A 13594-nucleotide genomic window follows, 5' to 3' on the forward strand; every position below is an offset into this window, starting at 1 on the left:
CAGCCGCGCGAGGAAAGACGTTCAGTCGAGCTCGTCCAGCCAGTCGGCGAATGTCTGGGTGCCGAGGACGGCGTGCTCGTCCGGGAGCGCGTACCCGGCGCGCATCCCCTTCATCTGCTTGCCCGGCAGGCTCACCGAGGGCACCCAGCCGCGGTGGCGGGTGCGTCGCGCGTAGCGCCGGACCATGTCGTCGAGCCGCTCCTCGCGCGGGCCGGCGAGATCGTCGGCGCGGCCGCCCGGAGCCCCGGCAGCGAGTGTCGCGAGGTGCTCGCCGACCTCGCGCGCGGCGATCGGCTGGACGGGGGCTCGCGGAGCGAGGTGCAGCGGACCCAGTCTCGCGCGGGAGAACAGCTGCCCGGCGAACTCATGGAACTGGGTCGCTCGCAGAATCGTCCACGGGCCGGCGGATGCCTCGACCACCGCCTCCTGTGCCACCTTGCCGGCGTAGTAGTCGTAGGGCATGCGGTCGACGCCGACGATCGAGAGGAGCACGAGGTGCCCGACGCCGGCGTGCTCCGCTGCGGCGATGAGATTGCCCGTCGCGGCACGGAAGAAGTCGGTGGATCGGCCGGCCGAGAGGGTCGTCACGTTCGAGGTGTCGATGACCGCATCGACGCCGTCGAGGGCGGCGTCCAGCCCGCGGCCCGACACGAGGTCGACGCCACGGCCGCGAGTGAGGACGCGGCATTCGTGCCCCTGGGCGCGGACGGCGTCGACGGTGTGGCGCCCGACGACGCCGGTGCCGCCGGCGACGGCGATGACGAGAGGATGCGACGGAGTATGCGAGGAGCTCATGCATATGCGACGACGCGGACCGACAGAATGTGAGCGGATCGCTCACATTCGCGACGGCTACGTCGTCGCCTTTCCTGAAGGCGCTGTTGGATGGAGGCTGACGTGAACGACATCGAGATGCTCGAGGCGGAGCGCCGCACCCTGCTGGCGCTGTCGTACCGGATGCTGGGGACCGTCGCCGATGCCGAGGACGCCGTGCAGGAGACGTATGTCCGCTGGTATCGACTGACGGATGCCGAGCGCGACGCCATCCGCAACCCCGGGGCCTGGCTGACCAGGGTGGCGAGCCGCGTGTGCCTCGACATGCTCGGGTCGGCCCGCGCTCGCCGCGAGCGGTATGTCGGGGAGTGGCTTCCCGAGCCGGTGCCCGGCGGCTGGCCCGGCCGGCGCGAGCCGCTGGTCGCGGCATCCGTCCCGGTCGATCCGCTGGACCGCGTGACCCTCGACGATGCCGTGTCGACCGCGCTGCTCGTCGTGCTCGAGTCGCTGACGCCGGCGGAGCGGGTGGCTTTCGTGCTGCACGACGTCTTCGGCGTGCCCTTCGACGAGATTGCGGAGACCGTGGGAAGAAGCACGGATGCTGCGCGCCAGCTCGCCTCGAAGGCTCGGCGCCGCGTGCACGAGCAACGCGGCGGCGCAGCGACACGCGAAGAGCACGATGCCGTCGCCCGCGCGTTCGCCGCCGCCACCATGACCGGAGACCTCGAGGGACTCATCGCCGTGCTCGACCCGGACGCTGTCGCACGCAGCGACGGCGGCGGACGCGTGTCGGCGGCGCTGCGGCCGGTCGTCGGCGCAGACAGGGTGGCCCGGTTCCTGCTGGGACTTCCGCGGCTCGCGCCCGGGGCGGTGCTGTCGCCGATCGAGACCGCGGACGGACTCGGCTTCCTCGCGACGGTGGACGGTGTCGCAGACACCGTCATCTCGATCGCGGTCGCGGATGGCCGCGTCACCGATGTCTACCTCGTGCGCAACCCCGACAAGCTCACGCTCTGGCGCTGACCGCGCGTGCGGGGCCGCACGGGAGCGTGCGGAGTTACGTTGGAGGAATGCCGACTCCCTTCGATTCTCTCGACGACTACATCGCTCTTCCGCGAGTCGAAGGACTCGCCCTGTCACCGGACGGCACGACCGCCGTACTCACCGTCGCCGCGCTGAAGAAGGACGGCACCGGATACGAGCGTTCGCTGTGGCGCGTCCCGACCCGCGGCGACGGCGGACCGCGACGCCTCACCCGCTCCGCGAAGGGCGAGTCGGGCGCGGCGTTCACCCCGGCGGGAGACGTGCTGTTCGTCTCGGCCCGCCCCGACGCCGAGTCCGAGGACGACGACGAATCCGGCCAGCTGTGGCTGCTGCCGGCCGGCGGCGGCGAGGCGCGACCCGTGACCCGCCTGGCGGGCGGCGTCGACGGCATCGCCGCGGTCGCGGAGCAGGCGGACCGCGTCGTGGTCGCGGCATCCCTCCTCCCGGGTGCGGAGTCGCTGGAAGCGGAGGCGTCGCTGCGCGGAAGGCGCAAGAAGAGGAAGGTCTCGGCGATCCTGCACGAGGCGTACCCCATCCGCTACTGGGACCATGACCTCGGTCCGGCCGAGCCGCACCTGCTCTCGGTCGATCTCGGCGACCTGCAGGACACCGTCGCCGCGGCGGTCGCCGAATCGTCGGCTCAGGCGGAGTCGACGGCGGATGCCGCGGCCGAGGCGGCCGGTGCCGATTCCGGCGCCGGCCCCGACGAGCAGCCGTATCCCGCGACCCTGCCGCGTCCGCGCGACCTCACGCCCCGGCCCGGACGTTCGGCCGATCACGCCGAGGCGGCGCTGACGCCCGACGGTGCGACCCTCATCGTCTCGCTGCAGCGCCCGGAGCAGCGGGGCGGGCGCCGCATCATCGTCTCGATCGACACGGCCACCGGCGCGCGCACCACGCTCTTCGACGAGGTCGGCGCCGACTTCGAGGCGCCGACGATCAGCCACGACGGCACGCGACTGGCCTTCCTGCGCACCGAGAAGAGCACGCCGGCCGCGCCGACCGACTACGAGGTGTGGGTGGCCGACCTCGACGGGGCGGCCGCCCGTCGGATCGCCGAGGGATGGGACCGCTGGGCGTCGTCCTTCGTGTTCGATGCCGGCGACGAGGCTCTTGTCGCGACGGCGGACGCGAACGGCCGCGGTCCGGTGTTCCGGCTCCCGCTCGACGGCTCAGCCCCGAGTCAGCTGACGGACGACGACTTCACGTACACGCACGTGGCGGTGGATCGCACGACCGGCGATCTCGTGGCGCTGCGCTCGTCGTGGGTCGTGCCTCCGCACCCCGTCCGCATCGACCCGAACGGCACGGTGACTACACTGGCGACTCCGGCGCCCGCGCCGGCCGCCCCGGGCACGATCACCGAGGTGGAGACGACCGCCTCGGACGGCGCCCGCGTGCGCGGCTGGCTGCTTCTGCCCGACGGTGCGTCGGCGGATGCCGCGGCACCGCTGCTGCTGTGGATCCACGGTGGTCCCCTTAACAGCTGGAACGCGTGGAGCTGGCGCTGGGCGCCGCTCCTCGCGGTCGCCCGCGGCTATGCCGTGCTGCTGCCCGACCCGGCGCTGTCGACCGGCTACGGCCTGGACTTCATCGCGCGCGGCTGGAACAGCTGGGGCGGCAAGCCCTACACCGACCTCATGTCGATCACCGATGCGGCGGTCGCTCGCGATGACATCGACGAGACGCGCACCGCGGCGATGGGCGGATCGTTCGGCGGCTACATGGCCAACTGGGTGGCGGGCCACACCGACCGCTTCCGGGCGATCGTCACCCACGCGAGCCTGTGGGCGCTCGATCAGTTCGCCGGCACCACCGACGACTCGGAGTACTGGCAGCGCATCTTCACGGCAGAGGCGATGCTCGAGAACTCGCCGCATCGCTTCGTCTCCGACATCCGCACGCCGCTGATGGTCGTCCACGGCGACAAGGACTACCGCGTGCCGGTCGGCGAGGGCCTGCGACTGTGGTCGGAGCTCGCCGAGCACCACGCCGACGAGGACGGCCACATGCCGCACCGGTTCCTGTACTTCCCGGACGAGAACCACTGGGTGCTGAAGCCTCAGCATGCGATCGTCTGGTACGAGACCGTGTTCGCGTTCCTCGCCCAGCACGTCCTCGGCGAGGAGTTCGAGAGGCCCGAGCTGCTCGGCTGACGCCGAGCCGGCCTCAGTGCGGGGCGTGGTACTCGGTCTCGCCGCGCTTCCAGTAGCCCTTCACGATCACCTGGGCGGCGTCGAGACCCCAGCGCTCGAGCAGCAGGGCTCGCCCGGCCTTGACGATCGACTGCTCGGCCGCCACGAAGCCGAAGACCGCGCCGGCGGGCCGGTCGGCCTCCGTGAACGCCTCCAACCGGGCGGTGAGGGCGCTGCCCGCGGGCTCGTCACCGCGATGCGCGTACTCGACCACGACACCGGCAGGAGCGTCGATGGCGAGCTCGTGCGCCGCGTCCGCCACCTCGACGACGACGCGACCGATCGCATCGGCATCCATCGCCTGGGCGAAGCGGCGGATCGCGGGCACCGCGGTCTCGTCGCCGGCCAGGAGCCAGGCGTCGGGACGACCCGCCAGGACCTTCGAGCCGCGGGGACCGCCGACTCCCGCGCTCGAGCCGAGGGGCGCGGTCGCCGCCCACGCCGCCGCGACGCCGGCGGTGCCCGACGCGGGGTCGCCGTGGATCGCGAACTCGAGATCGAGCCAGTCATCTCCCCACGCCAAGGGTGTGTACTCGCGGTTCGGGGCCGCGCGCATCTCCTCGACCGAGAGCGGATCGCCCTCGGGGAAGAAGATGCGGATGTGGTCGTCGGCGCCGAGGGAGGTGAAGCCGGCCAGCTCGGGGCTCTCGAGGCGCACGCGCACGTACGAGGGAGTCAGCCATTCACGCGCGATGAGCGTGACGCGGCGGAACCGCAGCTCGATCCCCGTCGGCTCGAGAGTGAAGGCGGTGGTAGTCATGTCGTTCTCCGGATTCCTCAGGTCTTGCCGCAGCGTGGTCATTCCCAGATCACGATGGGGCGGTCGTCGATGCGCGCGACGCGCGCGGGGGTGTCGTAGAGGGCCGCCAGGCGCTCGGCGGTGACGACGTCGGCGACGGCGCCGTGGTGCACGACCCGGCCGTCGCGCATCGCGACGATGTCGTCGGCGTACTGCGCCGCGACGTTGATGTCGTGCAGAACCACGACCACCGTCATCCGCCGTTCGTCGGCCAGCCGGCGCAGCAGCTTCATCAGTCCCACGCCATGGCGCGGGTCGAGGTTGTTCAGCGGCTCGTCCAGGAGCAGGTGGTCGGTGTCCTGTGCGAGCGCCATGGCGACGAAGGCGCGCTGGCGCTGCCCGCCCGACAGCTCGTCGAGGAACCGGCCGCGCACTGCGTCGAGGTCGAGAAGCTCGATGGCGCTGTCGACGTGCACGCGGTCGTCGTGCGTGCGACCGGAGCCGCCGTGCGGGAATCGTCCGTACGAGACGAGGTCGTCGACGCTCAGCCGGATCGCGAGGTGGTTGTCCTGCCGCAGGATCGCGAGCCGCCGGGCGAGTGCTCGCGACTTCGTCGTGGCCACATCGAGGCCGTCGACGGTGATCTGGCCGCCGTCCGTGCCGACGAGGCGTCCGATCGCGGCCAGAAGCGTGGACTTGCCGGCGCCGTTGGGTCCGATGATCGCGGTGACACCGGGACGGATGTCGATCGAGACGTCGTCCACGGCGACGAACGAGCCGTGGCGCTTGACCACCGAGTCGGTGCGGATCATCAGCGGGCCCTTCCGGTGAGAACGAGGGTGATGAAGAACAGGCCGCCGACGAACTCGATCACGATCGGCAGCTCGGTGCCGAACCCGAGCAGGCGGGCCAGGATGAGCTGCCCGCCGACCAGGGCGATCACGCCGATCGCGATCGAGGCGGGGACGCTCCGCAGATGGCGATGGCCGACCGCGCCATACGCGAGGTTGGCCACGATCAGGCCGAAGAACGTGACCGGACCGACGAGGGCGGTGGATGCCGCCACCATCGCCGCGATCGCCACGATGACGTGCATCACCACGCGCCGATGGTCCACGCCGAGCGAGATCGCCCGGCTCTCGCCGAGCGAGAGCACGTCGAGTTCACGGCGTATCGGCCACAGCGACGCCAGCGCGATCGCGACGAGGAGTCCGGTCGGCAGCAGCAGTTCGCGGTCGACGGAGGTGAAGCTGGCGAAGGTGAGGTCCTGCAGGATCGCGAAGGTATCGGGGTCGAGCAGTCGCTGGAGGAAGCCCGTGACCGACCGGAACATCACCCCGAGGACGAGGCCGGCGAGCACGATCACGTGCAGGTCGAGCCTGCGCCGCTGGAAGAGCCACCAGTACAGCAGCACGACGGATCCGGTCATCAGGACCAGCTCGACGATCCACGACATCAGCGGCGGCGCGCCCACCAGAAGGGCGGGGCCGACCGCGAAGGCGACGAGCGTCTGGATCGCCAGGAAGACCGCGTCGAACCCCATGATCCCGGGGGTCAGGATGCGGTTGGCGGTGATGGTCTGGAAGAGCACCGTCGCCGCTCCGATAGCCGCCGCGGCGATGACCATTCCGGCGATCGTGCGTGCGCGCAGGCCGAGGGCGTACTCCCACTTGCCGGGGAGATCGGTGAACAGGAAGAGCGCGACCATCACGAGCGCTGCGGCGCTCAGGAGCAGCAGCGCGGCGACCGGATGCCGCAGCTGACGGGTCGCGCGCCGGGCGCCGTCGAGGAACGTCGTCGTCATGCCGGGTCCTTCGTAAGAGCCTTCTGCTGCCTGCCGGCGCCGCGCCGCGGGCTGAGGCCGGCGGCATCCACCGGTCGCGCGGTTCCCAGCAGCAGCCAGAGGAATACCGCGCCGCCGAGCACGCCCATCACGATCGAGATCGGCAGCTCGAACGGGAACCGCACGACCCGGCCGACGATGTCGCACAGCAGCACGATCGCGGCGCCGAGGAGAGCGACGAGCGGCACCGCGCGGCGCATGTTGTCGCCGATGAGGCGGCTGACGATGTTGGGTGCGATGAGGCCGAGGAACGGCAGAGCGCCGGTGACCGCCATCAGGATGCCGGTGACGAGCGCGATGATCGTGACGCCGAGGCCCATCACGCCCCGGGTGTTCAAGCCCAATCCCCGTGCGGCGTCGTCGCCGAGTCCGGCGACCGTGAACCGGTCGGCCGCGATCCACGCGACCAGTGCCGCCGCGGCAGCGAGGTAGAGGATCTCGTAGCGACCGCGGAGGATGCTCGAGAAGTCGCCGACTCCCCAGCTCAGCAGCTCTTGTAGCATGTCGCCGCGGTAGGCGATGAAGGTCGTGACCGCGCCGATGACCCCGCCGTAGAGGATGCCGACGATCGGGACGAGCACGCTCGAGCGAGAAGGGATCCGTCGCGCGAGCATGAGGAACCCGATCACACCGACCAGAGCGCCCAGCGCCGCGAGGATCGCCTTGCCCCAGATCGGAAGCCCGGGCGTCGTCAGCAGCACGGCCAGCAGAGCCAGGCTCGCGGCATCCGTCGCGCCGGTGGTGCCCGGTTCGACGAACCGGTTGCGCACGAGGAGCTGCATGATGAGGCCGGTGATCGCGAACGCGGCGCCGGCCAGGATCAGGGCCACCGTCCGCGGGATGCGGCTCGCGAACAGGATGAAGCCATCGAGCTCGGCGACGCCGATGAACAGCGAGATCGTCGCGAGGGCGGCCACCGTGGCCACCCCCGCGACGATCCACAGCGTGGGGGAGAGTCGAGTCAGTTCTCTGCGCTCCCGTGTGACAGGTCGTGCATGACGGGGCGGGTCAGCCGGCGACGGCCTCGTGCACCGAGGTCAGCACGTTCTCGATCGCGGTGAGTCCGTTGATCACGATGTAGAGCTCGCTGGCGGGGAGGTAGACGATGTGATCCTCCTGCGCGGCGGTCGTCTGCGCGACGAGCTCGTTGTCGAGCGTCTCCTCGGCACTGGAGCCTTCGCCGGTGGCGGCGCCGCGGTCGAACGCGAAGATCCAGTCGGGGTTCGCGGTGAGGATGAACTCGTTCGTCACGGTGTCGCCGTGCGGTGAGCCCTCGGCGCCCGGGAGCTCGGCCGCGACCACCGCGGGGGTCCACCCGAGCTCGTCGAAGAAGTAGCCGAACCGCGAGCCCTCGCCGAAGGCGCCGAACTCGCCGCCCGAGACCGACAGGACCAGGGCGGTGCCGTCGGCTTCGTCCTGCAGCGTCGCGACCAGGTCATCGATCTCGGCTGTGGCCTCGGCGACCTCGTCCTCCTTGCCGAAGATCTCGCCCAGCTGAGCCGCGCGCTCCAGGCCCGCGCTCGGGTCGAAGGTGCCGGCGTAGGCCCCGGTGAGATCGATCGTCGTCGCGATCTCCGACAGCTCGTCGTACTGACCGGTGCTGCGCGCCGCCGTCACGATGAGCTCGGGCTCGAGCTCGGCCACGGCTTCGAAGTCGGGCTCGAAGAGCGTGCCGACCTTGGGCAGGTCTGCGTAGTCCGACAGATAGTCGGGGAGCACCACGTCCGGGATTCCGACGACGGCATCGCCGGCGCCGATGGCGTCGAGCGTGTCGAGTGTCGCGATGTCGAACGTCACGACCGACGTAGGGCCTGCCGCGACCTCGACCGACTCGCGATCGACCTCGAGGTCCTCTTGATACGACGACTCGCCGTCCTCCTCGATCAGCGTGAGGGTCGGCTTGGCGTTCTCCACCACGATCGTCGACGACTCGGCGGCCTCCGACGGCTCGGTGTCGGACGCCGCGGAGCTGCCGGAGCAGCCGGCGAGCGCAAGGGCGGACACGCTCAGAGCGGCGGCGGGCAGGAGCAGGCGGGTTCTCATTCGCATGTAGGTAAGGCTACCCTAAGTGGTCCGAATGAAAATTCTGCTAGGGTACGCCGACTGCGCACGGGAAGCACCGCCTCCGCGGGTGAACGCCGAGGGGCAACGCGACGGATGCTCAGCCGGCGTGCCGGACTTCGCAGTCGCTTCCCGGCGACAGGATCGCCTCGTGTCCGTCGTCGTAGCGGATGACGAGGAGCGGAGTCTCTTCGCTGCCGCGGACGTCGACGACTTCTCCCGCGCGCTCGACCGCCCCGACCACGCGACCATGGATCACCACGCGGTCGCCTACCTGTGCTCGCATGCCGATCACCTCCTGGCGCTCACGATACGACGCGCTCGACGCCGGCGGTAGATCGGTGCGCGCCGGTCGATCAGACCTGCGCGCCGTCGTCGTCGCGGTTCTCGAGCCCGACGTTGCGGCCGCGCCATGACTCGTAGGCCATGAGCCACCCGATCGACACGGCGGCCGCAAGGATCACGCCCAGAAGGACGTTCCCCCAGATCAGGCCGAAGACGATGCCGAGCGTGAACATGAGCGCTGTGCCGAACGCCCAGCCGGAGTGCCCGCGGGTCCAGCCTCTGCCGGTCGATGCCATGGCCACAGCCTATGGCCCGCGCCACTGTGGCACCGCGCAGCGGCGCCTGATCGATAGGTTGGAGGGAAAGCCCGCGCGACACGGAACGGATGCCATGGCACTCAACGTCAGCCCGCTCACCCTCGGCACCTCCGGCCTCGGCCGGAACACCGAGCCCGGTTCCTCCGAGGAGGAGGCTGCGGTCGGCATCGCGGTCGATCTGCTCACCAGCACGCACGCGTTCGTCGACACCTCGAACAACTACTCCGCCGGACGATCCGAAGCCGTCCTAGGCCTGGCGATCGCCCGCATCGGAGAGGATGCCGCCACCCGCGTCCTCTCGAAGGTCGACTGCGATTCCGAGACGGGCGCCTTCGATCGCGAGCGAGTGCTGCGCTCCTTCGACGAGACGTGCGCACGCCTCGGAGTCGACCGGCTGCCGCTGCTTCACCTGCACGACCCGTACACGGTGACGTTCGACGAGGCGATGGGCACGGGTGGAGCCGTCGAGGCCCTCATCGAACTGCGCGAGTCGGGCCGGGTCGACAACATCGGGGTGGCGGCAGGCCCGGCGCCGCTGATGGCGCGGTACGTCGCGACCGGGGTGTTCGACGCCGTCCTGATCCACAACCGCTTCACACTCGTCGACCAGTCGGCGGCTCCGGTCTTCGCGGATGCTCGCGAGCGCGGCATGACGGTGTTCAACGCCGCGCCGTTCGGTGCCGGCATTCTCGTCACCGGACCGCGCGAAGGGGCCGAGTACGGCTACCGTCCGGCGCCGCCGGACCTGCAGGAGTGGGTCGGACGCGTCGAGCGGGTGTGCGCTTCGAACGGCGTCAGTCTTCCCGCCGTCGCCCTGCACTACTCGCTGCGATCGCCGCTGGTCGACTCGACGATCGTCGGGGTCTCGTCGCCCGGCCGCCGTGCGCAGCTGGACGAGCTCGCGGCCACCCCGATCCCCGAAGAGGTCTGGTCTGAGATCGAGGCGGTCGGACCCGCCCCGTCTCCTGTGGACGACAGCGCGTACGCCTGAGCTCCGCGAAGCGCGGATCCGGCGGATCCGCGCGGGGTGGGGCGCGCTCGTGCCCGCACCCCGCGCGAAGATCACTCCTGCGGGTCGATCGAGATCATCCAGTCGATCCCGAACTTGTCGGTCAGCATGCCGAACTTGCCGCCCCATGGCGGGGTGTCCAGTGGCATCACGATCGAGCCGCCGTCGGCCAGCTTGTCCCAGTAGCCCTGCAGCGACGTCTCGTCGTCGCCGCTGACCGACACCGAGATGCCGGCGGGCTTCTCGTACGCCATGCCGCTCGGGGTGTCGGCGCCCATCAGCACGAAGCCGTCAGGGGTGCTGAGCTGAGCATGCATGATGAGGTCGTTCTCGGACGGGTCCTGCACCATGCCCTCGTACTCGCCGAACGTGTTGACGGCGAGGTCGCCGCCGAACACGCTCTGGTAGAAGGTCATGGCGTCGCGGGCCTCGTTCTTGAAGGACAGGTACGGGTTGAGGCTGGGCATATCGAACTCCTGTGTCTCGGCGATGGATGCCGCGCCCGGCCGCGTGGCGTGACCCAGTGTTCTCCGAGCCTCCGACATCCGCAAGGAGTCGCCCGGAGGGGCTTTCGAACGCCATCCGCAGGCGCGATTCACCCTGCTCGCGCGTCAGCGGTTGCGGTGGTCCTCGGGGTGGAGGCGGTGCGCACGACGCGGTTCCCGCACGCCGCTCGCACCGATGAGGCGGATGACTCGCTGGCGCTGACCGGCCCACGGTGCCAGGAGACGCAGCATCCCATCGTCGTCGACTCGTTGCCCGGTCAGCGCATAGCCGACCTCGTGGGCCAGGTGATAGTCGCCGACGCTGACGGCGTCGGGGTCGCCCAGCGCACGGATCCGCGTCTCGGCCGAGGTCCACGGTCCGATTCCGGGTTGGCTCACCAGCACGCGGTCGACGCCTTCGCCGTCGTCGGCGGCGAGCACGGCGCGCTCGATCGACGCGCCCCGGCGGGCGGCCCGCACGACGGCCTTCGACTGCGGCGGCTCGAGTCCCGCACGATGCCAGGCCCACGACGGCACGTATTGCCAGCCCTCGATCGTCGGGGGAGCGAACATCGGGCTCGGCGTCGGGCCGGGCGCGCGCTCGCCGCACCACGTCACGATGCGTCGCCACGCGGCGAAGGCCTGCACGCCGGTGACCTTCTGCTCGAAGATCGCGCTCGCGAGGGCCTCGAAGACGAGATCGGTGCGCGAGAGCCGGATGCCCGGGTTGCGATGGTGCGCGTTGGCGATGAGCGGATGCCGCGACGCGTCGAAGTCGCCGAGCTGATCGTCCGCTCCGCACAGCGCGGGCAGCTGGTCGAGTGCCCACTCGCGCCCGGGCCCCCACGCGGCGGCTCGGATCACACCGGGATGGGTCTCGCGGATGGCGAGCGTCGCCACCCCGAGCGGCGTGCGGCTCGCACGCCAGATGACGGCGCCCGCGACGGTCATCGTGGGGTCGCCGGCGCCGTGGCGCTGGTACAGCACCGTCCGGCGGAGGTCGAGCGGATGCCGCGGCCGGTACTCGGTCTCGAGAGGCCGGCCGTGATCCGGCCGGGGGTCGCGCGACGTCGCGCGCGGGCGGGCGACGGACGCCGCGGCATCCCTCGTCCGAGGAATGCGCGAGAGCGACGTCGTCATGCCCTCACCCTACGCGCCGCCCTCCGACATCCCGTCCCCCTTCGTGGAGCCGCAGCTGCCGTCCAACCACCACAGCGCCCGAGGTCAGAAGCGGTCGGGCGACGGCGTGCCGTGGCCGTAGCGGATCACGACGTCGGCGTGACGGTCGAAGCGGTAACCCACGCCGCGGACGGTGCGCACGATGTCTTCGTAGCGACCGAGCTTGGCGCGCAGCCGTCGGACGTGCACGTCGATCGTGCGCTCACCGGGTGCCTCTTCCTCGGTCGCTCCCTGCCAGAGCGACGTCACCAGCTCGGTGCGCTCGATCGTGCGACCCTCGCGCAGCACGAGGTACTGCAGCAGCTCGAACTCCTTGAAGGTGAACGCGGCCGACTCGCCGTCGATGAGCACGCGCTTGCGCGAGATGTCGACCACGACGCCGCCGGCGTTGCGGTCCTCGTCCTCGGGCTCTTCCTGCTTCGTGCGGGCGATGGCCGAGGGCTCGTGCAGCGCGAGGCGCACGACGTCCACGTCGCGGCCGCCCGAGCCGACGGGGGCGAGGGCGACCGTCGCGTAGGTCTCGGCGGCGGGGGCGAGGTCGGCGATGGTGCGGCGGAGGGCCTCGACGATGACGCCCAGGCTCACGCCCGACGCGGCGGCCTTGGCCTCGTCGAGACCGACGTACAGCGCGAAGCCGCGCGGAGCGGTGCCGGCGGGAAGGGCCCGCTGGGCGGGTTCGGGCTCGGGTGCGGCGGGCGCCTCGACGGGCGCGGGGTGCACGGCGCGGAGGTGACGGACGGGGGCGGGGCGGTCGAGGATGGCGGTGGTCGACATGATGATGTCCTTGGGGGAGGAACCCTGGCGAGAGGCGGGTTCGAGTGTTCTGCGGCCGTATCGGCCTGGCCCGATGGGGCCGGTGCCCGACGGTGGGCGATGTGCGAAGCACTCCGGGTGCGCGTGATCGACGCTCGAATCCCGGTGCTTCGGGGGACTCCCACCTACCGTGTTTCAGAAGCGGCGGAGGGGTCCGGCGGGGTCACCGTGCTAGTGGCACATTCGACAACACATGACGACGCGGCCGGCCATCATCATGCCGGCAGTCCCGTTCGCCTCCCAGGCGGACAGAGAGCATGCGTTGTCAGTCATGAGGCCGATTATGACGGAATTTGTCGTAATACGTCAAATCGCACGGATGCCGCGGCCTGATCGTGACGGAATGTGACAAAGTGCTCAGCCCAGCCCCGCGAGCGTATCGCCGGATCGGCCGAACCGCTTTACTGAGGATGTGACGCCGTCGCCCCCGCGCCCGCCGGGCGCGTTCAAACGCTGGTGGCTGAGTTTCATCCAGCGCCGGCTCAACCCGCTGACGCTGCGTATGGCGCACTCCGGTCGCGGCCCGTTCTCGCTCGTGCGCCATGTCGGGCGCAAGAGCGGCAGGACGTTCGAGACGCCTCTGATCCTCGCGGACTCCCGCGACGGGATCGTCGCCGAACTGACCTACGGCACGGGCGTGAACTGGTACCGCAACGTCGTGGCCGGCGGGGGAGAGGTGCTGCACCGGGGTCGGTGGTACCGCATCCTCGCTGTCGAACCGCTCGCCGTCGCCGACGGACTCCGCGCCTTCGGTCCCCTGAAGGGACTGGTGCTGAGGGTGCTGCGCCGCCGCGAGTTCCGCCTCCTCCGGGTGGAGCCGGAGAACCCGCCGGCGGATGCCGCGAGATGA

The 13594-nt window shown here is 70.8% G+C and carries 15 protein-coding genes; 4 read left to right on the forward strand and 11 right to left on the reverse strand.

What is annotated here, in order from left to right:
- Window positions 1–21: 21 nt before the first annotated feature.
- Entirely contained in the window at window positions 22–795 is a 774-nt protein-coding gene (locus tag WYM_RS13240) for an SDR family oxidoreductase (protein ID WP_019181326.1), read from the reverse strand.
- A 102-nt stretch (window positions 796–897) separates the two neighbouring features.
- Here WYM_RS13240 and sigJ point away from each other — a divergent pair, with 102 nt between their 5' ends.
- Complete coding sequence (gene sigJ / locus WYM_RS13245) at window positions 898–1797, forward strand: RNA polymerase sigma factor SigJ (protein WP_019181327.1); 900 nt, start codon at window positions 898–900, stop codon at window positions 1795–1797.
- Between the two features lie 47 nt (window positions 1798–1844).
- A complete protein-coding gene (locus tag WYM_RS13250) occupies window positions 1845–3974 on the forward strand; it encodes a S9 family peptidase (protein WP_019181328.1) in 2130 nt (709 codons plus the stop codon).
- A gap of 13 nt (window positions 3975–3987) precedes the next feature.
- Here WYM_RS13250 and WYM_RS13255 read toward each other — a convergent pair whose 3' ends face one another.
- The 7 genes from WYM_RS13255 to WYM_RS13285 all read right to left on the reverse strand — a co-directional run bounded on the left by WYM_RS13255 (window position 3988) and on the right by WYM_RS13285 (window position 9237).
- On the reverse strand, window positions 3988–4773 hold the full coding sequence (locus WYM_RS13255; protein ID WP_040569351.1) for a siderophore-interacting protein: 786 nt from the start codon (window positions 4771–4773) through the stop codon (window positions 3988–3990).
- 38 nt (window positions 4774–4811) lie between these two features.
- Complete coding sequence (locus tag WYM_RS13260) at window positions 4812–5564, reverse strand: ABC transporter ATP-binding protein (protein WP_019181330.1); 753 nt, start codon at window positions 5562–5564, stop codon at window positions 4812–4814.
- Window positions 5564–6556 (reverse strand): iron chelate uptake ABC transporter family permease subunit, encoded by a 993-nt coding sequence (locus tag WYM_RS13265; RefSeq protein ID WP_019181331.1) that lies wholly within the window; start codon window positions 6554–6556, stop codon window positions 5564–5566. Before WYM_RS13265 ends, WYM_RS13260 begins: the two co-directional genes overlap by 1 nt.
- Window positions 6553–7521: an ABC transporter permease gene (locus WYM_RS20235; protein WP_019181332.1), complete on the reverse strand. Its 969-nt coding sequence runs from the start codon at window positions 7519–7521 to the stop codon at window positions 6553–6555. Before WYM_RS20235 ends, WYM_RS13265 begins: the two co-directional genes overlap by 4 nt.
- An 82-nt stretch (window positions 7522–7603) precedes the next feature.
- Window positions 7604–8644, reverse strand: coding sequence for a siderophore ABC transporter substrate-binding protein (locus tag WYM_RS20240; RefSeq protein WP_040569348.1), 1041 nt, complete (start codon window positions 8642–8644; stop codon window positions 7604–7606).
- A gap of 112 nt (window positions 8645–8756) precedes the next feature.
- Window positions 8757–8942, reverse strand: a complete 186-nt coding sequence (locus WYM_RS13280) for a DUF1918 domain-containing protein (RefSeq protein ID WP_026059809.1) — start codon at window positions 8940–8942, stop codon at window positions 8757–8759.
- Between the two features lie 70 nt (window positions 8943–9012).
- Complete coding sequence (locus tag WYM_RS13285) at window positions 9013–9237, reverse strand: hypothetical protein (protein ID WP_019181335.1); 225 nt, start codon at window positions 9235–9237, stop codon at window positions 9013–9015.
- Window positions 9238–9331: 94 nt separating this feature from the next.
- On the opposite strand from WYM_RS13285, the gene WYM_RS13290 reads away from it, so the two are divergent.
- Window positions 9332–10249, forward strand: a complete 918-nt coding sequence (locus WYM_RS13290; RefSeq protein ID WP_019181336.1) for an aldo/keto reductase — start codon at window positions 9332–9334, stop codon at window positions 10247–10249.
- Between the two features lie 71 nt (window positions 10250–10320).
- Here the strand turns inward: WYM_RS13290 and WYM_RS13295 are convergent, their stop codons facing one another.
- From WYM_RS13295 to WYM_RS13305, 3 genes are all read right to left on the reverse strand, one after another.
- A complete protein-coding gene (locus WYM_RS13295) occupies window positions 10321–10734 on the reverse strand; it encodes a VOC family protein (protein ID WP_019181337.1) in 414 nt (137 codons plus the stop codon).
- Window positions 10735–10878: 144 nt separating this feature from the next.
- Window positions 10879–11892, reverse strand: a complete 1014-nt coding sequence (locus WYM_RS13300; RefSeq protein ID WP_019181338.1) for a DNA-3-methyladenine glycosylase family protein — start codon at window positions 11890–11892, stop codon at window positions 10879–10881.
- Window positions 11893–11976: 84 nt separating this feature from the next.
- Entirely contained in the window at window positions 11977–12705 is a 729-nt protein-coding gene (locus WYM_RS13305) for a winged helix-turn-helix domain-containing protein (RefSeq protein WP_019181339.1), read from the reverse strand.
- A 451-nt stretch (window positions 12706–13156) separates the two neighbouring features.
- Between WYM_RS13305 and WYM_RS13310 the strand changes: the two genes are divergently transcribed.
- Window positions 13157–13594 carry a hypothetical protein gene (locus WYM_RS13310; protein WP_019181340.1) on the forward strand — a complete coding sequence of 146 codons (438 nt, stop codon included), beginning with the start codon at window positions 13157–13159 and terminating at the stop codon, window positions 13592–13594.

Source organism: Microbacterium yannicii PS01 (genome assembly GCF_000304335.1).
GTDB classification, from domain to species: Bacteria; Actinomycetota; Actinomycetes; order Actinomycetales; family Microbacteriaceae; genus Microbacterium; species Microbacterium yannicii_A.